At 40.9% G+C, this 20,923-nt stretch carries 23 protein-coding genes; 1 reads left to right on the top strand and 22 read right to left on the bottom strand.

Going from position 1 to position 20,923, the window contains the following annotated elements; all coding sequences use genetic code 11:
• Positions 1–2: 2 nt before the first annotated feature.
• The 5 genes from MHI11_RS08355 to MHI11_RS08335 form a co-directional block, all read right to left on the bottom strand.
• The gene (locus MHI11_RS08355; RefSeq protein WP_003216041.1) at positions 3–1,040 is read right to left on the bottom strand and encodes an NAD(P)H-dependent glycerol-3-phosphate dehydrogenase; all 1,038 of its coding nucleotides are present in this window, start codon (positions 1,038–1,040) and stop codon (positions 3–5) included.
• A gap of 14 nt (positions 1,041–1,054) precedes the next feature.
• Positions 1,055–2,365, bottom strand: a complete 1,311-nt coding sequence (der, locus tag MHI11_RS08350; protein ID WP_003215663.1) for a ribosome biogenesis GTPase Der — start codon at positions 2,363–2,365, stop codon at positions 1,055–1,057.
• A gap of 159 nt (positions 2,366–2,524) precedes the next feature.
• Positions 2,525–2,719 (bottom strand): capping complex subunit for YIEGIA, encoded by a 195-nt coding sequence (locus tag MHI11_RS08345; RefSeq protein WP_003215794.1) that lies wholly within the window; start codon positions 2,717–2,719, stop codon positions 2,525–2,527.
• Between the two features lie 6 nt (positions 2,720–2,725).
• The gene (locus MHI11_RS08340) at positions 2,726–3,610 is read right to left on the bottom strand and encodes a YIEGIA family protein (protein ID WP_003215905.1); all 885 of its coding nucleotides are present in this window, start codon (positions 3,608–3,610) and stop codon (positions 2,726–2,728) included.
• Positions 3,607–4,209: a YphA family membrane protein gene (locus MHI11_RS08335; RefSeq protein WP_340960834.1), complete on the bottom strand. Its 603-nt coding sequence runs from the start codon at positions 4,207–4,209 to the stop codon at positions 3,607–3,609. Before MHI11_RS08335 ends, MHI11_RS08340 begins: the two co-directional genes overlap by 4 nt.
• Positions 4,210–4,329: 120 nt before the next feature.
• Between MHI11_RS08335 and MHI11_RS08330 the strand changes: the two genes are divergently transcribed.
• Positions 4,330–4,461, top strand: coding sequence for a YpzI family protein (locus MHI11_RS08330; RefSeq protein ID WP_003215762.1), 132 nt, complete (start codon positions 4,330–4,332; stop codon positions 4,459–4,461).
• A gap of 238 nt (positions 4,462–4,699) precedes the next feature.
• On the opposite strand, the gene fni is transcribed toward MHI11_RS08330, so the two are convergent.
• The 17 genes from fni to MHI11_RS08245 all read right to left on the bottom strand — a co-directional run bounded on the left by fni (position 4,700) and on the right by MHI11_RS08245 (position 20,730).
• Complete coding sequence (gene fni / locus MHI11_RS08325; RefSeq protein ID WP_340960833.1) at positions 4,700–5,767, bottom strand: type 2 isopentenyl-diphosphate Delta-isomerase; 1,068 nt, start codon at positions 5,765–5,767, stop codon at positions 4,700–4,702.
• A gap of 14 nt (positions 5,768–5,781) precedes the next feature.
• Positions 5,782–6,933 carry a 30S ribosomal protein S1 gene (gene rpsA, locus MHI11_RS08320; RefSeq protein ID WP_003215529.1) on the bottom strand — a complete coding sequence of 384 codons (1,152 nt, stop codon included), beginning with the start codon at positions 6,931–6,933 and terminating at the stop codon, positions 5,782–5,784.
• A 223-nt stretch (positions 6,934–7,156) separates the two neighbouring features.
• Positions 7,157–7,834 carry a (d)CMP kinase gene (cmk, locus tag MHI11_RS08315; RefSeq protein ID WP_340960832.1) on the bottom strand — a complete coding sequence of 226 codons (678 nt, stop codon included), beginning with the start codon at positions 7,832–7,834 and terminating at the stop codon, positions 7,157–7,159.
• Positions 7,835–7,905: 71 nt separating this feature from the next.
• Positions 7,906–8,088 (bottom strand): YpfB family protein, encoded by a 183-nt coding sequence (locus MHI11_RS08310; protein ID WP_034661090.1) that lies wholly within the window; start codon positions 8,086–8,088, stop codon positions 7,906–7,908.
• Between the two features lie 63 nt (positions 8,089–8,151).
• Positions 8,152–8,799: a flagellar brake protein gene (locus MHI11_RS08305; protein WP_340960831.1), complete on the bottom strand. Its 648-nt coding sequence runs from the start codon at positions 8,797–8,799 to the stop codon at positions 8,152–8,154.
• A gap of 102 nt (positions 8,800–8,901) precedes the next feature.
• On the bottom strand, positions 8,902–10,251 hold the full coding sequence (gene ypeB, locus MHI11_RS08300) for a germination protein YpeB (RefSeq protein WP_044141095.1): 1,350 nt from the start codon (positions 10,249–10,251) through the stop codon (positions 8,902–8,904).
• 16 nt (positions 10,252–10,267) lie between these two features.
• A complete protein-coding gene (gene sleB, locus MHI11_RS08295) occupies positions 10,268–11,179 on the bottom strand; it encodes a spore cortex-lytic enzyme (RefSeq protein WP_340960829.1) in 912 nt (303 codons plus the stop codon).
• 127 nt (positions 11,180–11,306) lie between these two features.
• Positions 11,307–11,969, bottom strand: a complete 663-nt coding sequence (gene prsW / locus MHI11_RS08290; RefSeq protein ID WP_044141093.1) for a glutamic-type intramembrane protease PrsW — start codon at positions 11,967–11,969, stop codon at positions 11,307–11,309.
• A 155-nt stretch (positions 11,970–12,124) separates the two neighbouring features.
• A complete protein-coding gene (locus tag MHI11_RS08285) occupies positions 12,125–13,096 on the bottom strand; it encodes a YpdA family putative bacillithiol disulfide reductase (protein WP_340960828.1) in 972 nt (323 codons plus the stop codon).
• Positions 13,097–13,219: 123 nt separating this feature from the next.
• Positions 13,220–14,494 carry a Glu/Leu/Phe/Val family dehydrogenase gene (locus tag MHI11_RS08280; RefSeq protein WP_003215501.1) on the bottom strand — a complete coding sequence of 425 codons (1,275 nt, stop codon included), beginning with the start codon at positions 14,492–14,494 and terminating at the stop codon, positions 13,220–13,222.
• Positions 14,495–14,689: 195 nt separating this feature from the next.
• Positions 14,690–15,274, bottom strand: coding sequence for a genetic competence negative regulator (locus tag MHI11_RS08275; protein ID WP_044141091.1), 585 nt, complete (start codon positions 15,272–15,274; stop codon positions 14,690–14,692).
• A 165-nt stretch (positions 15,275–15,439) separates the two neighbouring features.
• Entirely contained in the window at positions 15,440–16,228 is a 789-nt protein-coding gene (locus MHI11_RS08270) for a metallophosphoesterase (protein ID WP_340960827.1), read from the bottom strand.
• An 87-nt stretch (positions 16,229–16,315) separates the two neighbouring features.
• The gene (locus MHI11_RS08265; RefSeq protein WP_003215549.1) at positions 16,316–16,768 is read right to left on the bottom strand and encodes a DUF2663 family protein; all 453 of its coding nucleotides are present in this window, start codon (positions 16,766–16,768) and stop codon (positions 16,316–16,318) included.
• Positions 16,769–16,832: 64 nt separating this feature from the next.
• Complete coding sequence (locus MHI11_RS08260; RefSeq protein WP_065098314.1) at positions 16,833–17,594, bottom strand: LysM peptidoglycan-binding domain-containing protein; 762 nt, start codon at positions 17,592–17,594, stop codon at positions 16,833–16,835.
• Positions 17,539–18,180, bottom strand: coding sequence for a CPBP family intramembrane glutamic endopeptidase (locus MHI11_RS08255; protein WP_044141090.1), 642 nt, complete (start codon positions 18,178–18,180; stop codon positions 17,539–17,541). The genes MHI11_RS08260 and MHI11_RS08255 overlap by 56 nt, the downstream gene beginning before the upstream one ends.
• Entirely contained in the window at positions 18,177–19,685 is a 1,509-nt protein-coding gene (locus MHI11_RS08250; RefSeq protein ID WP_106065514.1) for a RecQ family ATP-dependent DNA helicase, read from the bottom strand. The genes MHI11_RS08255 and MHI11_RS08250 overlap by 4 nt, the downstream gene beginning before the upstream one ends.
• Positions 19,678–20,730, bottom strand: a complete 1,053-nt coding sequence (locus MHI11_RS08245; protein WP_111912875.1) for a helix-turn-helix domain-containing protein — start codon at positions 20,728–20,730, stop codon at positions 19,678–19,680. The genes MHI11_RS08250 and MHI11_RS08245 overlap by 8 nt, the downstream gene beginning before the upstream one ends.
• Positions 20,731–20,923: the final 193 nt, after the last annotated feature.

The raw sequence follows: 20,923 nt of genomic DNA, 5'->3' as shown, positions 1-20,923 counted from the left end.
ATTTATTTTGTTTGATTCTCAAACATGTTCACAAGGTCTTCCATTTCATGTGTTTTCACACGTGCCATCAATGATTCGACCGCATCGTCGACCTTTTTCCCTTCAAACAGGACGTGGTAAAGCGCCTCTGTAATCGGCATGCTGACCTTGTATTCTTTGGAGAGCTGATAAGCGCCTTTTGTTGTACGGACGCCTTCGACAACCATCCCCATTTTTTCAAGCACTTCTTCAAGCTTATACCCTTTACCAAGCAGATTTCCGCAGCGCCAGTTACGTGAATGAACACTTGTACATGTCACGATCAAATCTCCAACGCCCGTTAAGCCGGCAAATGTCAGAGGATTCCCTCCCATTTTTGTACCGAGACGTGCGATTTCAGCGAGTCCTCTAGTGATGAGCGCCGCTTTCGCATTGTCACCATACCCAAGCCCGTCTGTGATCCCTGCCGCAAGAGCAATGATATTTTTCAGTGCGCCACCAATTTCTACACCAATCACATCAGGGTTTGTGTATACTCTAAAGTTGTTGTTCATGAACAAATCTTGAACAAATTGAGCCGCTTCAATATTTTCTGATGAGACAGTGACAGTTGTCGGATGACGCAAGCCTACTTCCTCAGCGTGGCTCGGTCCTGATAAGACGACGACAGCTTCTCTTTTCTCATCTGGGACTTCTTGTTCAATCATTTGAGATATTCTAAGAAGTGTATCTGGTTCAATCCCTTTACTGACATGGACAAACGGTACTTTAGATGTGATCAGCTCATTTGCCTGCTTCAACACTTCACGAATGGCCTTTGTTGGCACAGCGACAATAATAGCGTCTGTCCCCTCTAACGCCTGCTTCATGTCTGTCGTCGCCTGGATAGACGCTGGCAGTGCGACATTTGGCAAGTAATCATGATTTTCATGTTTCTCATTGATTTGGTCAATGAGCTCTTGTCTATGTCCCCACATGTGTACATCATGATGATTATCAGCTAATACAAGAGCAAGAGCTGTTCCCCAGCTTCCTGCTCCAAGTACTGAAATTTTCTTCATTCTGCTCACCCTTTTTATTTTCTAGCTCTCGCAAATATTTTAATCGGTGTTCCTTCAAAACCAAACGCATCTCGAATGCGGTTTTCTAGGAAACGTTCATAGGAAAAGTGCATAAGCTCTGGATCGTTTACAAACACAACAAAGGACGGAGGCTTAATTGCCACCTGTGTCGCATAGTAAATTTTCAGGCGCTGTCCATTATGAGTCGGCGTTGGATTCATGGCTACTGCATCCATGATGATATCGTTCAAAATATTCGTTTGAACGCGCATCGCATGATTTTCACTAGCTGTAATAATGGACGGCATTAACGTATGAATTCTCTTTTTCGTGAGAGCAGACATAAACAAGACAGGAGCATAATCTAGGAATTGAAAATGCTCACGAATGTTTTGCTCAAATTCCTTCATCGTACGCTCATCTTTTTCAACAGCGTCCCATTTGTTCACAACGATCACAACGGCTTTACCAGCTTCGTGTGCATAGCCTGCAATACGTTTGTCCTGTTCAATAATACCTTCTTCACCATCAAGAACAACAGCGACAACATCAGAACGATCAATGGCTTTTAATGCACGAAGCACACTGTATTTCTCTGTTGTTTCGTATACTTTTCCTTTTTTTCTCATACCTGCTGTATCAACAATGACAAAGTCACGCTGATTGTACGTAAACATCGTATCGACAGCATCTCTTGTTGTACCAGCGATGTTGCTGACAATGACGCGGTCTTCTCCGAGCATCGCATTCACTAAAGAAGATTTCCCTACATTCGGGCGACCGATTAAGCAGAACTGGACAACTTGTTCGTCATACTGCGTATCTGGTAAGTTCTTAAAGTGTTCTGCAACTGCATCAAGTAGATCACCAAGACCTAATCCGTGCGTTCCAGAAATCGGATATGGCTCGCCAAACCCTAGTGCATAAAAGTCATACACGTCACTTCTCATTTCAGGGTTGTCCAGTTTATTGACAGCAAGTACAACTGGCTTTTTCGTGCGATATAAAATTTTTGCGACTTCTTCATCCGCAGATGTCACACCGTCTCGGCCATTCACCATAAAGATGATGACATCCGCTTCATCCATTGCGATTTCTGCCTGATGGCGAATTTGCGCTAAAAATGGCTCATCTCCAATATCAATTCCACCAGTATCTATTAAGTTAAAGTCATAATTTAACCATTCAGCAGAGCTATAAATTCGATCTCTTGTTACACCAGGTGTGTCTTCTACAATCGATATTCTTTCGCCTGCGATTCGATTAAAAATTGTAGATTTTCCAACGTTGGGCCTTCCAACAATGGCTACGACAGGTTTACCCATAGTACCCTTCCTTTCAATCCAGCCGCGATTCAATATGTTCATCATCATGTTTCAACCGGGATTTAAAATTTTCATTCAGTTTTATGAAATAAACCCTTCAAACATGAAGGGTTCAACTTATATATTATATCAATTTTTAATCAGACCACAATGAATAACTTAAAAATGTTTGACAATCAAGTAAAGATCTTCTCCAATTCCGTGTGCAATTCCATCTAAAATGGCCTCTAAATTCATGGCGTACATGTCGAGTTCTTCTTTATTTTCACAGAAAAAAACGGCTGTTCCGCCCATGACCCGCTCTTTATTTGTTGTAGCTACAGCGAGTATAAATTGTTCAATGGTGTTCGCCATGCCCTATTACCTCACTTTCTTTTTTATGAACTCTGTCGGCATTCTGATGGCATTTTCCAAAATGGGTACTTCTTCTAATACACGGACAGCTAAATCTTCACGATACCATTGCGGTAAAATGAACACACCAAGTGTGCCGTTATTCAAATCACGCTTTGCGAGCGGACAGAGGGATGGTTCACCAGAGTCGCGATACACACCAAGTACATTGGATAAATCAAATAAAATAGCTTGCCGCTGCCCAAGGTTGGCAATCGTTGTGGCTGCGTTGAAATTTTTCGGTGTCAAAATAAAGCCCATCCCATGCTCTAATATGAGCTTTTGCTTTTCGGGCAATCCGATATTCATGATGTAAATATCGTTCACATAAAGCCCTGCCCCATCAAAGCGAAGCTCTCCTTTTTGTATGTTGACAATATCCTTTAATTGGCTGCCAGACATTAATAGCTTTGCCAAGAAAAAACAAAGAATACCGACCACTGTCCCAATAACGAGCGAGAAGAAAATACAAGCTGTGGTCGTAATCAGTGCCGTGAGAATCGCAATATAATTTCGGCTTTCAAAGGCAATGGCAATACCTTCTATATATGTACTGCCTCTTGAGACTAGCTCATATGAATCCATTTGAGTTAACGTATTTCTTTCCATATTGCGGACATCTCTGAATTGCGTGGCCGCCAGCGTGAGAAAGGTAATCGCCGTAAATTCCTCCTGAATGAGTGCTGGCATAATGATCGCACCAAGTCCTGAAGCGATAAAACCAAGCGCAATGTGAATCACTTGTCCATGAATATATGTAGGGTATTGCCGGTAATCTGTTCTTAACATATAAAGCCTGGCCGCCATCCCAAAGATGACACCAATAATCACAGGAAACGTATAATCCGTCATGTTGATTTTGCAGCCCCTTTTACTGGTTTTCTTGATGAACGGGTGTTCAAGAGCTTTTCAAGCTGATCGACACCTAATAGGAAGATAGACCCTTGAACAACAAGGGACAGAAAAGAGAGATCTCCTATGACAATCGATGATGTCAGGCGGTGAATCGTGAGCGCATAAAGGGCTTCGCCAAGACATACAGACATCATCCATAAGGTGACTCGTTCTGTGAAATGATGTCCATATGTCAAAGACATCAAGATCAACAAGGCAAATACGACCCAATCCACTTTTATTAGCGTGAACCAAACCGGGTCATATAATGCAAATATCATAAAAAAGGCATATGCGCTTACCATAGAACCTAATTGTATGATTCTCATTATTCGATGACCAGAGCGGCATAGAACGAAACCCGCACATGCATATAAAAAGGTCATCAAGTATCCTGCATTTAGGCTCATATCAAATATGGATATCATGAAATGACTACATATAATATGGACAAGGACAAAGACGCCTAGTACATTGCGCCATGAGCTTTTTTCCATAATAAATGTCACGATAATCCAAACGAACCATATGGACCAATAATAGTACAAAGCCTCCAACGTCTCATCACCTCAATTACATTATGGGAAAATCCCCAATTTTTAAACGTAAGGGATCGCTTTGGGCATTGTATGAAATAAACAAGAGGTGACACCCTAATGGTTGAGGAGGGATGTATGATGGGAAAAGATAGACAGGAAAAACGTTTAAAGGCATCAAAAAGAGTGGAATCTGACCGTGATCAATCCATTCATTATAAAGGGGCAACAGCATTAGAAGGTCCAGATAGCGCGCGAAAAAGAAATCAATAAAAAAAAGCATGTGATAACCACATGCCTTAGATTGTTGACAAAGTGCTAAAATGATGTTTACTTTAGCACTTTGTCTTCTTTTCAGCGTGATAGAAAACTTTGAAGTCTAGGAAGGGCGAGCACTCGCGCGGAGCGAATTGAACATTCGTGAAGACCTGACAACGAATGAGAGGGTTTGTCTATACGCTGAGGCATGTGATGACCACATGCCTTAGATGTTTAAGGGCTAAACTTGCTTTTAGTCCTTTTTCTTATTTGATCTTAAACTATAGTACGTTGTGTCGATGCCTCTTTCTTTGAGCCAATGACTTGTTTCACCTGAAATGACAAGTTGGGTTTGTCTCAGTTCTTCAATGGTCTTCACACCAAGGACTGTCATCATCATCTTCACATCTTCTTGAAGATCTATAACATCCGCGATGAGACCACTCTCCCCTCCGTCAGTCAGTGATTTTAAGAAAACGCCAGCTAGACCAGTAGCGGATGCGCCAAGAGCAATTGATTTTGTTACATCAAGGGCGTCTTGTATACCTCCGGAGGCTAAAACCGTTTGATCTGGAAAACTTGTATGTACTTCAGCAAGACTCGCTGCAGTTGGAATCCCCCATTGATCAAAATAATGAAGTGCTTTTTGACGTCGAAGATTTTCGATCTTAGAAAAGTTCGTACCACCAAATCCGCCTACATCAACGGCCGCAACCCCAGCATGAAATAACTTTTTGGCCGTTTCCTTGCTCATGCCAAATCCAACTTCTTTTACGACAACAGGCACACCAACTGATTCATTGATGGCTGCGATGCGCTCAAGTGCCCCCCTGAAATCACGGTCTCCTTCAGGCATGACAATCTCTTGAATCACATTTAAATGAATCTGGAGCATATTGGCCTCCAGCATCTCAACGGCTTCCTTCGCTTGCTTCATCGTTGCCTCACTGCCTAAGTTCGCAAAGACAATTCCATCTGGATTAACTTTACGAACAACTTCATACGTACGTCTTTCTTCTTTATCTTTCAGTGCAGCCATTTGTGATCCAACTGCCACCGGTATATTGGTTTCCTTCGCTGCGATCGATAAAGAGCGATTAATCTCATAGGTCGATTTTCCGCCCCCGCCAGTCATTGCATTGATAAAAATTGGCGAACCGAAAGTCAGTCCGCCAATTGTTGTATGTGTATCAATTTGTGATGTCGCAAGATCTGGTAAACTGGCGTGAACGAAGGAAACATCTTTTAAACCTGTTGCTGCATGCTGTCCAGTGGACAAGGCATGTTCAATATGCTGTTTCTTTCTTTCTGCTCGCGTCAATTTTGATCACCAAATTATTTTAATTTATTGAGCTTATCTCCGATCAGGTCACCAAGCTGGAATCCACTTGTGTTTTCTTCTTTCGCCTGATATTGGCGATAATTCTCTTCGATTTGTTTTTCGGGATTTTCTTCCAAATCACGGATGCTTAGTGAAATGCGCTCTTCATCTTCATTCACATCAAGCACTTTTACTTTCACAGTCTGCCCTTCTTCAAGGACTTCATGCGGCGTACCGATATGTTTATGAGAGATTTGGGAAATATGCACAAGTCCTTCGACGCCTGGCAGAATTTCAACAAATGCACCAAAGCTCACAAGACGTTGAACAGTTCCTTCAAGCACATCACCTTGTTTTACCTTTTCACCAATCTGGCTCCAAGGTCCTGGTAATGTTTCTTTAATAGATAGTGAGATACGCTCGTTATCACGATCAACAGCAAGTACTTTGACCTGGACTTCCTGGCCTTCTTCCACTACGTCAGATGGCTTTTCAACATGCGCATGGGATAGTTGAGAAATGTGAACCAATCCATCAATGCCGCCAATGTCTACAAATGCACCAAAATCAGTAAGGCGCTGCACTTTACCATCAATCACACTGCCTACCTCAAGCTTTTGCAGGAAGTCTTGCTTTTTGTCTAATTGCTCTTGCTCCACTACTGCACGGTGCGAGAGAATCACACGATTTTTTTCGCGGTCAAGTTCGACCACGACAAGTGAGAGTGTTTTACCTTTGTAGTCTGAAAAGTCCTCAACATAGTGCGCTTCTACAAGAGATGCAGGAATAAATCCACGCACACCAATATCTACGACAAGACCACCTTTTACAACGTCTTTTACTTCAGCTTCAAATACTTCTTTTGTTTCAAACTTTTTCTCTAGGTCTTCCCAAGCGCGGTCTGCATCAACAGCACGTTTCGATAAAATCAAAGCATCGTCTTCGACTTTTGTTACTTTAAGCTCTAATTCGTCGCCATCTTTCACGACATCTGATGCTTTTTCAACGTGAAGACTTGATAATTCACTGATTGGGATGATCCCAGGCTGTTTCACATTGACGATATCTACATTGACATGCTTGTCCTCAACTTTAGAAACAATCCCTTTCACTACATCTCCAACCTCTGGTACCTGAACATCGATTTGATTCATTTCCTCTGTCATTTCGATAACCTCCTTGGTCCAAACCTACACAGCTTAGTTAAAACGACTGGGTGAATATGTGTCTTAAGCATGATGATTGCCAGCCGAGTATGTATTATAGAAACATTCAAATCAACAGAATTGCTTGAATGATCAATAAAAATAGTATTAGTATAAACTTCTAATAAAAGACCTTGTTTGTCAAGAGATAAACCTCTAACTTATAAAAGTTTTCTAAAATTTCTTACTGTTTCTCCACGCGGTCTGCTGCATCTAAAATTTTACCTGCTACCTCTTGAATGGAAAGAGAAGTGGTGTCAATTTCAATGGCGTCATCCGCTTTCTTTAGCGGCGAAACTTCGCGCTCAGAGTCAAGCTTGTCACGTCTTGCAATCTCTTCGATCAGCTGATCGTAATTGACATCGTAGCCTTTTTTCTGATTCTCTTCAAAGCGGCGTTTTGCTCTTTCTTCTACAGATGCAAGCAAGAAAATTTTCACTTCGGCATCTGGAAGAACGTGCGTACCTATGTCTCTTCCGTCCATCACGACACCGCCTTTTTTACCAAGCTCTTGCTGCCTGCGGACCATTTCTTCCCGAACAGCTCTGTGCTTTGCGACAACCGATACTTGGTTGCTCACGTGGTCAGTGCGAATCTCCTCTGTCACATCGGTATTGTCTAGATGAACTTTTTGACCCTCGTCTGTTGAGACAAGTTCAATCACCGTTTTTTTCAGTAATGCATCAAGTGCTTGCTCGTCTTCAAGATCTACACCATGATGAAGTGCCGCAAGCGTAATCGCACGGTACATGGCACCTGTATCGATATAAATATATGATTTTTTTGCTGCGACAATTTTTGCCACAGTGCTTTTTCCTGCTGCAGCAGGACCGTCAATTGCGATAGATAATTTCTTTTTCATAATACCTCTCCTTGATTGAATCTCCCTTATGAATTGTAACACGATCACCAGTCAAACGGGGGAATTTTCTATCAATCCTTCTGCTTAAACGTCTCGATCCAATCTTCAATGCTCATGTTATTTACACCCTCGTATTGCACGACTTTTGACAAAAATAGTTCTCCTTTCGTCAAATGAAGTGTGATCTGAACGGCTAATAATAAGACAAGCTGAATGAGCACCGCTTTCAATAACCATCTTTCCATTGTCTTCATACAAAAAGCCTCCACGCTAGATTCTATCACCTCTAGTATGGAAGCTTTTAACATCCTTTATTCTTATGCTTTTTTTACACGTGTTAAAAGCTGCTGCTGGAAGCAGTACTTCATAATGTGTTGCTGGTGGTCATTTGTGATCTCAGAAAACTCCATGATCGCTCTTGTTTTGCCAGTCTGCTCATCTTGATAGACTCGGCTCATCTCTGCAACCGCTTTAATTTTGACAGCCTCTTTCAGCGGAAGTTCAAACTCTGTGATCACTTCTCCGTATTCTTTCAATGAGACACCCTCAGGAACAGCAATTGCTAAGCCGCCAGCACTCATATTGACAATAAACGTGTCAAAGGATGCTTCACCTGTTTGCGTGATCGTGGTTTTGACCATTGTATCGACTCTCAGGTATTCTCTACGCTGAAGCCGAATCATTTCTTCTTTTGGCGGAATGGAAATGACGATCATCGGAATATCTTCTTTCCTCTTGCCAATGACTTCGCTTGTACATTTGTATGGAATTTGATTTTCATCGAAAAAGAAAACGGTGATTTCTGTTTGCTGGTTTAAATAGATCGTGCGTCCCGTTTCTTTATCAGCTGGATAATTAATGCAAATATCATCGTTATTATTTTCCAAAACTTTCGATTTTGCAGTTTTCACTTCTTTGTTCTCATTGACATATTCAATTGTGATTGCATCCCCTATTTGTAACATTCCTCATCACTCTTTTCATCTGTGAAATCATATCCTCTCCTATATTAAACCATGTATAAAACAAAAGGAAAAGGCTTATTCGCCTTTTCCTCGCTTCCTTTTCTATAGGTCTTTATATATAGGTTCTGCGTTTTTTAGTTTATCTACTCGTTCTTCTTTTCCAGTATCCGCATTAATGAACATTCGGTACGTATCATTTTTTATCGTTCCAAGGAACTCATAGCATAAAACTTCCTCTGACATATCGTTTTGAACAATCGCTACATGAGTATCTTCGATTTTCACATGCTGATTGAGCGTTTTCTTCGCTTCTTTTTGCGAGATTTTAGGTGCTTTGATGTCTCTTGTTTTATGATTCGTTAAATAGTCTTTCGCTGAAAATCCAACCACTTCACCATCGTCTAATGCGACCTTCATGCGTATACTATCTGGATAAAGCAATACATTTTTTTGAAGAGGTACATAGGTAAATACACCGATATTATCAAATTGCGCACTTTCATCTAAATGGAATGACTCTGCATCAAATCCTTGCTTCTTTAAGAAGCTGAGTGCTTTTTCTGATGCTTGATTTAAACTGATTTTCTGTTTTTTCACGTCTCGATTTTGAAGAAGGTAGACTGGATGTCCTCCTTTTTCAGTTAAGTCTAAATAGAAATTCGCTTTACTATCAGGATCTGACATCGATAAGCTGTACACATCTCGATTGGTTTTGCTTCCGCTTTTTCTCACCTTGAAATGTTGATTATGATCAGGTGCGAATTGCTGGGCAATACGTATCGCTTCTTTCTTTGAAATCTTTTTGCCCTTTAAATGATTGTAGCCGCGTGTTTCTGCTTCTGTCGACACATTTGTCGGTCCGAGATCGACATCTGCAAATGCATCTGCATTTCTCTCGACTGTTTTCAACCCGTCAATGATGGTGTTATCATTCTTTCGGTCACCATCAGCAAGTGCCATTTCAACATCCATCCATTTTAAATTTTTGTTGAGGACGAGATGCTGCACTTGTCTCAGTTCGTTTTGGATATCAGATGCTTGCTGATATAAGGACGAAATGGTTTTGTGCGTATTTTTGTTTAATGGTTCATCTGATAAGGATTTGACTGATGATTTGTAGCTAAAGTCTCCGACATTCGCCAAAAATTCTTCCGTTTTGTTAAAAGGCATTAATGTGAGCGGAAGCTGACTCACATTGTTATGTGCTTCTGATGACATTCTCCATACATCTGCAAGTGCTGGTGAAATCGACGATTGGCTGTTCATCGCAAGCGTTGCCCCAAGTTTGTCGTGCAGCTGATCCACTTGGTACGTTAAATCGTGAAAGGCCCTCTGATAGTTGTTCTCCGCGTGCAGCAGCACTGCGTCTTTTTCTTGATGCTCTTTATAGCCCCAATAACCTGTTGAGATGACAGCAATGCCTAAAATGGCAATCAATATTCCTCTGATCATTTATTTACACCTCTTTCTATTCGCAGAAAATATGTTTCCCGATTCGTTTAATTTGTGGTCTTCCCCAAATCCATGGACTTGTTGCTGTATCAGGATTAAAGTAATAGACGGCGCTCTCAGACGGGTCCCAGCCGTTAATGGCATCAAACACAGCCTTTTTTGCAGTTTCATTAGGTGACATATAAAATTGACCATCCGCCACAGCTGTAAACGCAAGCGGTTCAAAAATAACTCCTGCGATTGTATTTGGAAAAGTCGAGTTGTTCAAACGGTTTAAGATGACGGCAGCGATCGCCACCTGTCCTTCATACGGCTCACCTCTTGCTTCACTATAAACCGCTTGTGATAAGAGCTGAATATCATTACTAGAAAAACCACCTGGCATGTTGGCTGCCGTTTGTTTCGGTGTTTGATTAGCTTGCTGATTGCCTGACTGTTTCCCAGACTTTCCAGATGCTCCGCTTTGACTTTTTTGATTCTCTTTTGCACCTTGAGCAGTCTTTTTTTGTGAGCTTCTTTTCGCAGGAGCTTTTGTTTGCTGATCAAGAGGTTTCCCGCCATAATGGGTAAACTCATTCCCCTTTTGCAGCTGCTGCTGAACAAAGTCTTTATAGTACTTTGTCTTTTGAACTAATAGGCTTTTTGTTTGTTTACCTACAAGTCCGTCGACCTTCTTTACACCATATTGGCTTTGAAAGTTGCGAACGGCCCAGTACGTCCCCCAGCCATATACACCATCAATTTTGCCATTGTAAAAGCCATTGTATTGGAGCCGTGCTTGCAGTTCGACTACATCTTCTCCTGTCGCACCTCGCTGGATGACTTGACTGGTGAAGGCTTCACTTTTTTCAGTTGTCATCAGTGAGGTTGCGAGTAGAACGATTGAGAAGATAAGGACGATTTGTTTCATGAAACGAGCTTTGTCCATATTTGATCCTCCTGTACTTTTGATGTTTGAATATATATTTCTTCCAATCCCTATTTTTATACATTCATCACAGGAGAGAAATGGATGAAAAGACAAAAAAACGCCCTATCAACTGATAAGACGTTTTCTACATTAAATTTTGCACCATTTTCACTGAACGAGCTTTTTTTGCTTTTCGCAGGCCAAACCACCACAAAAAAATCATGAATGGCAGCATGATATATCCCCAATTTTTCATTCCTAACAATATGAAATCATATAGGCCGTGAAAAAGCACAGGAAGCGTTAAAGAAAGGATCAGCCATTTGCGCTGCTCCTTTTTATCAGAGAAGCGGGCTTTGCCGATATAAAATCCCATCACAACACCGAATAAAGCATGACTTGAGACGGGTAATAAAGCACGGGTGAATGCATATTCAACCCCGTGACCGACCAAATAAAGAATATTTTCAAGTGTTGCGAAACCAAGTGAGACACTGGTTCCATATACAATTCCATCATAGTGTTCGTCAAATTGGGCATGCGCATAGACGCTGACCATTAAAATAAACCATTTTAAAGATTCCTCTAAGAAGCCCGACGTCACAAATGAAATCAAGATAGGGTTCGTTGTGATATGCTCCTCTTGAAGGACATATTGAATAAACATGGTTGGAAACACAAGTATAACACCTAGCATAAAAGATCTGATGACCATGTGTACCGGCTCATTGTCGTACTGATCTTTCAAATAAAAATAACTTAAAAGTGCGATGCCGGGAGCTAAACCTGCTGAGATGATTGCGATCATAACCAGACCTCTTTCCCTACATTATCCTTCATTATCGTACCATGATTTACCCTTTTTTTATATGACTCGAGCCCATTTTTATGAAAATTACTTTCTATATAATCCCATTTTATATCAAAAAGAACCGAATCCCTTAGAAGGATCCAGTTCTTTTTTTATCCGTTCATTCTTTTGTTGATTTCTTCTGCAATTAGCCCCCCATGAAATCTCCCGTTTTCAATGAAAATTTCATTGGCATTATTTCCAGCTGCAATCACTCCTGCGATGAAAATACCTTCTACGTTTGTCTCCATCGTCTGTTCATCAAATGCTGGTCGGCCTGATTCTTGATCAATTGTCACACCCATTTTTTCTAAGAAAGAATGATCTGGATGATAGCCTGTCATAGCAAAAACATAATCACTTTTCACTCGCTCCGTTTGCTCTTGCTGGTTTGTAAAAATCACTTCTTCTTCTGTAATTTCCTTCACCTGCGCTCCAAACTCCATTCGAATCATTCCATTCCGCACAAGTGCTTCAAACTCTGGCAAAATCCAAGGTTTGATGCTAGATGAATATTCAGTTCCTCGATAAAGTACAGTGACTCTACTTCCGCATTTCACAAGTTCTAGCGCAGCATCGACACTTGAGTTTTTCCCGCCGATCACCGTTACATCTTTATCAAAGTATGGGTGTCCTTCTTTAAAATAATGATACACATGTGGAAGGTCTTCCCCTTTGACATTCATATAGTTTGGATGGTCATAGTAGCCAGTAGCAATCACGACATAATCACATACATAGTCGTCTTTTGATGTGCTCACGGTAAAATGACCGTCTTTTTTCGTCACAGCGTTCACTTTTTCAAAGGCATGTACACGCAGGTTTTTTCGTCTGACTACTTCTCGATAATAAGAAAGTGCCTGGATACGAACGGGCTTGCGATTTTCAGTAATAAACGCGACATCACCAATCTCAAGCTTTTCACTTGAACTGAAAAAGGTTTGATGTGTTGGGTAATGATAAATACTGTTGACGACATTCCCCTTTTCAATGACAAGTGCATCAATTCCAATTTGCTTGAATGCGATGGCAGCTGATAACCCGCATGGGCCGCCTCCTATTATGATCGCTTTTTCTTGTTTCATTTGTTCCACTCCTGTCGTTTCAATGCAATAACAATTGCTAGCTGTTTCATGAGTTGTTCGATTCCATAAAAAAATCTCCTATTTAAGGATAGGAGATTTTAAGGCACGATGCAAATGAGCCGCTTAAATCCAGCCTCTGAATCGAGAAGCTTCAGCCATTTTTCGTACGCCGACCATATATGCTGCAAGACGCATATCGATGCGGCGATTTTGCGCCATTTCATAAATATTATTAAATGATTTCACCATCATATCTTCTAAACGAGTTTCGACTTCCTCTTCAGTCCAGTAGAACCCTTGGTTATTCTGCACCCATTCAAAGTAAGAAACCGTTACACCACCCGCACTCGCAAGTACGTCTGGGACAAGCAGTACTCCACGATCTGAAAGAATTTTTGTTCCTTCAAGTGTCGTTGGACCATTCGCTGCTTCTACGACAATTTTAGCTTTAATGTTTGCCGCATTATCTTCAGTGATTTGGTTCTCAATGGCTGCAGGTACTAAGATATCACAATCGAGCTCAAGCAGCTCTTGGTTTGTGATGGTATCGTTAAATAATTTAGTAACCGTTCCAAAGCTGTCACGTCTGTCAAGCAAGTAGTCAATATCAAGACCATCTTCATCGTATAACCCGCCGTAAGCATCTGAAATCCCTACGATTTTCGCTCCGGCATCATACATGAATTTAGCCAAGTAGCTTCCTGCATTTCCGAATCCCTGTACGACAACACGTGCCCCGTTAATGTCAATTCCTTTTTTCTTCGCCGCTTCTTTGATGCAGATCGTCACACCTTTTGCTGTTGCAGTATCACGTCCGTGTGATCCTCCAAGAACAATTGGTTTTCCGGTAATAAATCCTGGCGAGTTAAATTCATCCATTCTAGAATATTCGTCCATCATCCATGCCATAATTTGAGAGTTTGTAAACACATCTGGTGCTGGTACATCTTTCGTTGGACCAACGATTTGACTGATTGCACGCACATAGCCGCGGCTTAGTTTTTCAAGCTCTCTAAATGACATTTCTCTTGGATCACAGATAATACCGCCTTTTCCTCCGCCATAAGGAAGATCCACAATACCACATTTTAAACTCATCCAAATTGAAAGCGCTTTTACTTCTTTTTCAGTAACGTTCGGGTGGAAACGAATACCGCCTTTTGTCGGTCCGACAGCATCATTGTGCTGCGCGCGGTAACCAGTGAAAATTTTCACTGATCCATCATCCATTCGTACTGGAATTTTCACAGTTAATAGACGAATTGGCTCCTTCAGCAATTCATACACTTCTTGCGGATACCCTAATTTGTCTAGCGCTTTATGTATGACGGTTTGAGTTGACTTTAAAACATCTAGCTTATCTTCTGCGTTATGAGCGGCGTTTTGATCGGCTGCCATTAAAATAAACCCCCTAGAAATCTTTCATGATCTACTGCTCCCTTTCAAGCAATAGTATACACCTTCGTACTGGTAAAGCAAAGGTAAAAAACGTTTTTTATCAAAATAAAATATCAGCGTTTATAAATATAAAAAGGATATAAAAAAATACTGTTGTTTCATCACAACAGTATTAAATATAATAGAAAAAAGTGATTAAAAATACATTTGAATCGTTTTCACTGCATCATCTTGCATGATCACTTTTCCGTATTCTTTTAGCCGATGAATCGTTAATGTCGTAGGTGAACCGAACTCCGCTAAAATGGAAATAACCGTATCAGCAGACAGTTCTTCAAAATCATCTAGGCTGAGAAAATATTGACCTTCATAATGGTAAACTGTACCCCCTAAAAGTCCAATACGACTTAAACTATGGGACAGTTGAATCACATCTTCAAACGAGGCAAATTGATAGAGCACATGATGACTCTCGTCGAGCTTGACTTGCATCTCAATGTAATCTTCATCAAACTCATCATCATCATCAGCATCATCCTGCTGACTCTTTGTGACAATGACGACCATCCCCTGCGCCTGAAGTGAAAATACTTCAACAGCAATCGGTCCACTCGCTTCAAAACCGAGCTCCTGATTCGCTTCGTTCATCATGTCTTTAAACAGCTGATGGACTTTGAACGAATCTTTCCAAAGGTCTTCTTTCGTAAGACCCCGGTCTGTCAGGTCATCTAGTGTGAGAAAAATTTTGATTTTATTATAATTCAGACGCTCCAGTCGCATAACGTTCCCTCCTGCCTCTTCTAAACACACATCATACTGTAGTATATGAGATGATGAGTCATAGGTTCTTAATTTTGTATTCAGTTTACACTGTGTCAAGACGGAAGACAAGCATGAAGCTATGCTTACGGTGACTTTTATGGAAAATATTGAGGGCGCAGCAAGTCATCGCGTTTTTACAGGCATTAAATAGATCAGATGCGTTTCCGGTTCTGCCCCGAGACGCATTGGAATCTTTGTTGTTCCATAGCCATTACTAATGAGAAAAAATGCGCCTTTGACCTGACCTGTTCTTCCTTTTTCATACGGACCAAATTTCCCAATTCGAATCTGACCTCCATGCGTATGACCGCTCAGAACAAGGTCGATCCCCTCATCTTCACTCATTAAATGATGTACATCTGGGTTGTGTGATAAGAGAATATTTACGTCATCTTTCACAAACTCAGGTCGTATCGCTTCATAATCCGCCTTTTCAAGCCGAATATCATCGATGCCTCCAATTTTGATTGACTGGCCTTCGAACTCCCACATAGCTGTTTCATTTTGCAGAGTCGTCACATCGTAAGCATGAAGAATCTCTTTAAGCTTTTGCTGGTGCAGCTCGTGATCATTATTTCCCCAAACAAAATAAACGGGCGCAATTCTTGATAAACGTTTCACATTTTCTTCAATTCTGGCGTAGGGTACACCTTTTTCTGCTAAGTCCCCGCCTATCATAATGACATCCGGTTTTTCTTGTGTGACCTCAGCTAATAATGAGTCACTAATCAGCCGCCGGTGTGTATCAGAAATAAAGAAAATCACTGCTGGTCGATCTGATTGAAGTGCTTCTATTGTAAAGTAATGCTTTTTGATGTTGTTTTGTTTTGCCGTTTTCACCATTTTTGCCGTTACACACACACCTGTTGTAACAGCCGCAATGGCGGCAGTAAATCCGATGGCATATTTCATCATAAATGGCTCCCTTGCATATGTGTCGTTCATAAGACGCTTGAATGAAAAAAGACGTTTCAACTATTAAAACGTCTTTTTACACATTTATTTACTTTCATAATAGAGATTAATGTCATATTGCTGCTGCATATAGCGAAAAACCGCTTCACGCTCTTTCCACTGGTCTGATTGCGGCCATAAGTCTGTGCTTTTTTGTATAATCTCACATCTGAGGCGATGATATTCATCCTCAGCCTTTTCTTCTTTTTTCTTATAATAATAAGAAGCATAAAAAGCAAACACCTCAGCCATTATCCAAAATAGAAAGACCTCATGACCGAGCAGTGTTGCAATCATCGCTTCTGGCTGAAGAGAGCCTCCCTTATTTGCCGTTATCACAAAATAAAATAAAAGAATCGCCAGCGACAAAAGGGCTGTCCATTGCCACCTTTTACACTGCTTGGCAAAGCCCTCATATTTGTGCTTTCTTTTGATCAACGTTTCCATCATTTTCTGTGTCGGCTGATCCATATAGCGGCTGATTGCGTGCAAAGTCATCACATACACCCTGTCCCTTTTTTCTACATATGTATGTGCTTTTTCATTCGTTCATGTCAGGTAATTAGTTTTCCAATGGAATGTTGAGTACTTGACCACTGTATACACTGTTCCCATTTAAATGATTATAAGCTTTTATTTTCTCTTCACCCGATCGGCTTTTGTAATATTTCATCGAGATTCGATACAGGTTTTCCTCTGGTCCAACAGTATGCTGCACGACACGAACTGGCTTTTCTTCCTGCTTCTTTTTCTCTTCGGCTTCTTTTCGTTTTTTCTCTTCTTGCTGTTTTTGGAGGGCTAGCTGCTGCTGTTCACGCTTTTTCGCAGCTGCGGCTTTTTCACGCTCTTGTTTCTCTTTAGCAGCTTTTTCTTTTTTCTTCTGCTCTGCTTTTTCTTTTGATCGCTTCTTTTCTTTTTCTTCATCTTTCTTTTTCTTCTCTTCATCAGACGCATCCGCTTTATCAGCGTTTGCGTCATTTTTTGTTTCGGCTAGTGCTGACGGAACTGGGTCTGTGTCAGCACTTGAGGTTTTATCAATGTATACACCCTGATTGTTATTATCGTTAATTTCCTTTGAAGTGTAGTAGATCAATAGAAAGAAAACAGTGATGACGATGATAGGAAAGATAATAGCCAATGTCGTAAACAAAGGATTGCGCACTTTTTTCGTACGCTGCTTCTTATATTCATGAAAGTCTTCTCGCGTAGGAAAGTGAGAGTCATCAGAAGGATGTACTTTTTCTTCAAGAATTTCCTCTACATTATCGTCATGGTTGTTTGTCAGCTGCTCCTTCTTTCTCTGCATTCTCGACATTTCTTCCATGTTCATCCCTCCCCTTATATTTCAAACGAATTTGACAAGCAAAGACTAAGTCAATGACAAAATGTGTCATGACAGGAACAAATAAATTCCCCGTCCACTCGTATAAAAGTCCTAAAAAAATACTAATGGAAACCACGAGGATAAACAAGAGTATTTTTGATAAATAGCGAAAGTGAAGAAGCGCAAACACGATGCTGGCAATCTCAAGCCCAAATTGCTGTTGAACAATTCCGCGAAATAGTATTTCCTCTGAAAAGGCAATGAGAAGTGCTAACCAAACAATATGCGGGATGCTTCGGTTTTTGAACATCTTTTCATTTAAACCGCCATCATCATACATATGAGCGGGAAACACCTTCATGACAATTGCATCTATAATAATAACGAGCAATGCACCGCCAATTCCATATGTTAGAATGCGCATATCCTGAATCTGCCAAAGGGCTGTAAAATCCGTCCATTGATCGAACATAAATATGCCTAGTAAAAAAGAAACGATAAGCATGAGCAACTGCGTGAAATACAGCTGTTCTACGACTTGTCGATCGGTTAATTTTTCAATGATTCGGCGATGTTGTTCAATCAATGCTGCGCCTCTTTTGTCAGATGAAACATGCGATCCAGCACAGTCTTCCAGTGTTTCATTTCATTCAGCTCCAATGATTGTTCTTTTTTTTCATAATCAGACAGATTCAGTCCGCAAGAAGAGCAGCAATCATCAGAGGACGCGCGCTCTGTTTGATCAAGCTGTTCGTGAAAGTATGATAACAGAGATTGTCTAAAGCAGTCATGTTCCATGACCCGCTCTTTAAATTGCCACACTTTTCTCAGCTTTTCTGTTTGCCTGTCCTGCAATTTTTCTTTTAGATTCATCAGAATTGCCGGGCGCTGTTCGGACTCATGCATCATGTAATAGTGCGTCAGCATTCTTGCACGCGTCTCCTGAAGCCCTGTTTCCATCAATCGTGCACGTAATTTTTTTTCATCATTTGTCTGCATTTGAGTGAGCTGTGCTAAGTAGAAATCAATTTCTGGTTCGTCAAATCCTTCTGCTTGGATCAAGTGTTGCTGAATATCTGCATCCTCTTCTGTATATAAAAGAATGCTCACACTATTTTCCCCGTCCCTTCCCGCTCTTCCAATCTCTTGCATAAATGCTTCAATCGATTGCGGAGGGCTCATATGAATGACAAATCGGATATTTGCTTTATCAATTCCCATGCCAAAAGCACTCGTACAGCAAATGAGATCAAGCTGACCGCTGATAAATTGCTGCTGAATGAGCATACGGTCTCCTGCATCCATTCCGCCATGATAAAACTCAACACGCTGATTGGTTTTTTGTTTCATACAGAGAGCAAGCTCTTCTGTCATTTGCCGAGTCGGGCAATAAATAATGCCTGGTCCTTGCAGGAAATCCGCAAGCTCAATAGCCCGTTTCTCTTTTGCTTCTTTCGTTTCGTGCATTTCTTTGACTAAGGCAATGTTCGGGCGATTGACGGAATGTATATGAAAGTCTGGATGCTGCAATCTTAGCGTTTGCACAGTATCTTTTAGCGTTTGTTTCGTTGCTGTAGCCGTAAGAGCTAAAGCCACAGGATGACCTAACGCTTCTCTCCATTCTCCGAGCTTCGAATATTCAGGACGGAAATCATGCCCCCATTCTGATATACAATGTGCTTCATCGACGACAAACAGACCAATACGCATCGATTTGAGCTGTTCTAGCAGCACTTCTGACATTAATGCCTCAGGTGCGACGAATAGAAATTTATATGATGGCAAATGCCGAATGATATGTCGCCTCTCCTGATAAGACAATGTGCTGTTAAGCGCCGCCACTCGCTTTTCTCCGCGCATTTTCATTCGTTCGACTTGGTCCTCCATAAGCGATAAAAGAGGCGAAATAATCAGAACCAACCCGTCTGTCATATAACCGGGAATTTGATAGCAAAGTGACTTTCCTCCACCAGTAGGCAGCATGGCAACCGTATCTTTTTGATGCAGTACACTTCGAATAATGTCCTCTTGACCTGCTTTAAATGTGTCATGGCCAAAGTATCGCATGAGCGTATGATGAAGCTTATCCATTTGCTTTCACCATCCTTGTCAGTGCCAATCGTATTTGAAAATAAGTAAATGGATGCTCGAGCTTTTCTTTAATCAGCTTCATTTTATTTGTTTGCAACTCTCTGGCTACAGCAAGGATCTCCCGCTGCTCTTTTATACTCACATAGGGATCTATTGAAAAGCTTGGCTCATGTATCGACAGCTCCACGATATGATCTTCAATCGTTGCCTTTTTTAATGAACGAATGTGAGCAATTTGCTCAATATCAAATCCTTTTTGGACAAGCTCAAGTGTTTTGTGAGTAGAAGTTGTTAACACGCGTTTAAATTCAAGGTCACCTACGAGCTGCTGCAAAATCGGCGCCTCACCTTTTTGGGCAGATTGAATAAAATAATGGAGTACATTCCAAAAAAGCAAGTACACATACCACACATCTTCTTTCATCCACTCCGCCATTTGCTGATACGTACGCCCAATTCGTTCATTTGAGGTCAATGAGTAAACAAAAATCAGTGCCTCTTGATCACTTAGGCTAATTAGGAGTTTTTCTAGTTCATGATGCAGCTCTTCTGAAAGCTTGCTTTTCTGCTGATGCTGTTTCAAAAAAGATTTCGTCCAGCTTTGAACCGAGACATCTCTTTGTATTGGAACATATTGATGTGATCTAGCCATATGGTGAGAAAGCACTTGTACAAGTAAAGAGAGCCTCATCCATAGCATCTTTGCTTTATCATGATATTTTGCACCATGAAAATAAGCAGGCATCGGTTTTTCAGAAAAATGCTGGTGTAGCATTCGCTGCCCTGCTTCAGTGATACTCAGTGTCTCATCGGTTTTTCTAATATAGTGCTTCTCTTCAAGCTTTAAAGCAGAACGATTCAGCTGATCCCTCGTAAACCCCGGGTAACATCCGAAGTACCTGGAAAGCTCAAACAAGCTGGCATCCTGTATGGTTTGAGATGATTTTTTTCCTTTAAAAAGATGGTAGACAGCACTAATGGAGCGTTCGCCGTTCAATTTATATACGCTGTCCATTAACATGACATCCAAATAATGAAGAGTCATTCATCAAAGCACCTGTCTTCCTGACAAAATTCGAATATTTTCTCCCTTTATTTTAACAGATTTCATACAAGAAGAAATGTTTAAACTCAATTTATAGGGGAAAGTTATGAACAAACCCTTATGTGATAAGCATTCTCAATCACTTTACAGTTGAAATGTGAATTTAAAATCATTACAATAAGGTTTGAGGAAA

Source organism: Bacillus sp. FSL K6-3312, from assembly GCF_038007485.1.
Classification (GTDB): domain Bacteria; phylum Bacillota; class Bacilli; order Bacillales; family Bacillaceae; genus Bacillus; species Bacillus pumilus.
The sequence above is the reverse complement of the archived record's forward strand: the minus strand, read 5'-3'. Positions and strand labels throughout refer to the sequence as shown.

Excerpts from the sequence above, each read along its gene's own strand:
- MHI11_RS08355 (WP_003216041.1), bottom strand. The coding sequence starts at position 1,040 with ATGAAGAAAATTTCAGTACTTGGAGCAGGAAGCTGGGGAACAGCTCTT.
- der (WP_003215663.1), bottom strand. The coding sequence starts at position 2,365 with ATGGGTAAACCTGTCGTAGCCATTGTTGGAAGGCCCAACGTTGGAAAA.
- MHI11_RS08345 (WP_003215794.1), bottom strand. The coding sequence starts at position 2,719 with ATGGCGAACACCATTGAACAATTTATACTCGCTGTAGCTACAACAAAT.
- MHI11_RS08340 (WP_003215905.1), bottom strand. The coding sequence starts at position 3,610 with ATGACGGATTATACGTTTCCTGTGATTATTGGTGTCATCTTTGGGATG.
- MHI11_RS08330 (WP_003215762.1), top strand. The coding sequence starts at position 4,330 with ATGGGAAAAGATAGACAGGAAAAACGTTTAAAGGCATCAAAAAGAGTG.
- rpsA (WP_003215529.1), bottom strand. The coding sequence starts at position 6,933 with ATGACAGAGGAAATGAATCAAATCGATGTTCAGGTACCAGAGGTTGGA.
- cmk (WP_340960832.1), bottom strand. The coding sequence starts at position 7,834 with ATGAAAAAGAAATTATCTATCGCAATTGACGGTCCTGCTGCAGCAGGA.
- MHI11_RS08310 (WP_034661090.1), bottom strand. The coding sequence starts at position 8,088 with ATGAAGACAATGGAAAGATGGTTATTGAAAGCGGTGCTCATTCAGCTT.
- MHI11_RS08305 (WP_340960831.1), bottom strand. The coding sequence starts at position 8,799 with ATGTTACAAATAGGGGATGCAATCACAATTGAATATGTCAATGAGAAC.
- ypeB (WP_044141095.1), bottom strand. The coding sequence starts at position 10,251 with ATGATCAGAGGAATATTGATTGCCATTTTAGGCATTGCTGTCATCTCA.
- sleB (WP_340960829.1), bottom strand. The coding sequence starts at position 11,179 with ATGGACAAAGCTCGTTTCATGAAACAAATCGTCCTTATCTTCTCAATC.
- prsW (WP_044141093.1), bottom strand. The coding sequence starts at position 11,969 with ATGATCGCAATCATCTCAGCAGGTTTAGCTCCCGGCATCGCACTTTTA.
- MHI11_RS08285 (WP_340960828.1), bottom strand. The coding sequence starts at position 13,096 with ATGAAACAAGAAAAAGCGATCATAATAGGAGGCGGCCCATGCGGGTTA.
- MHI11_RS08280 (WP_003215501.1), bottom strand. The coding sequence starts at position 14,494 with ATGGCAGCCGATCAAAACGCCGCTCATAACGCAGAAGATAAGCTAGAT.
- MHI11_RS08275 (WP_044141091.1), bottom strand. The coding sequence starts at position 15,274 with ATGCGACTGGAGCGTCTGAATTATAATAAAATCAAAATTTTTCTCACA.
- MHI11_RS08270 (WP_340960827.1), bottom strand. The coding sequence starts at position 16,228 with ATGAAATATGCCATCGGATTTACTGCCGCCATTGCGGCTGTTACAACA.
- MHI11_RS08265 (WP_003215549.1), bottom strand. The coding sequence starts at position 16,768 with ATGACTTTGCACGCAATCAGCCGCTATATGGATCAGCCGACACAGAAA.
- MHI11_RS08260 (WP_065098314.1), bottom strand. The coding sequence starts at position 17,594 with ATGGAAGAAATGTCGAGAATGCAGAGAAAGAAGGAGCAGCTGACAAAC.
- MHI11_RS08250 (WP_106065514.1), bottom strand. The coding sequence starts at position 19,685 with ATGGATAAGCTTCATCATACGCTCATGCGATACTTTGGCCATGACACA.
- MHI11_RS08245 (WP_111912875.1), bottom strand. The coding sequence starts at position 20,730 with ATGACTCTTCATTATTTGGATGTCATGTTAATGGACAGCGTATATAAA.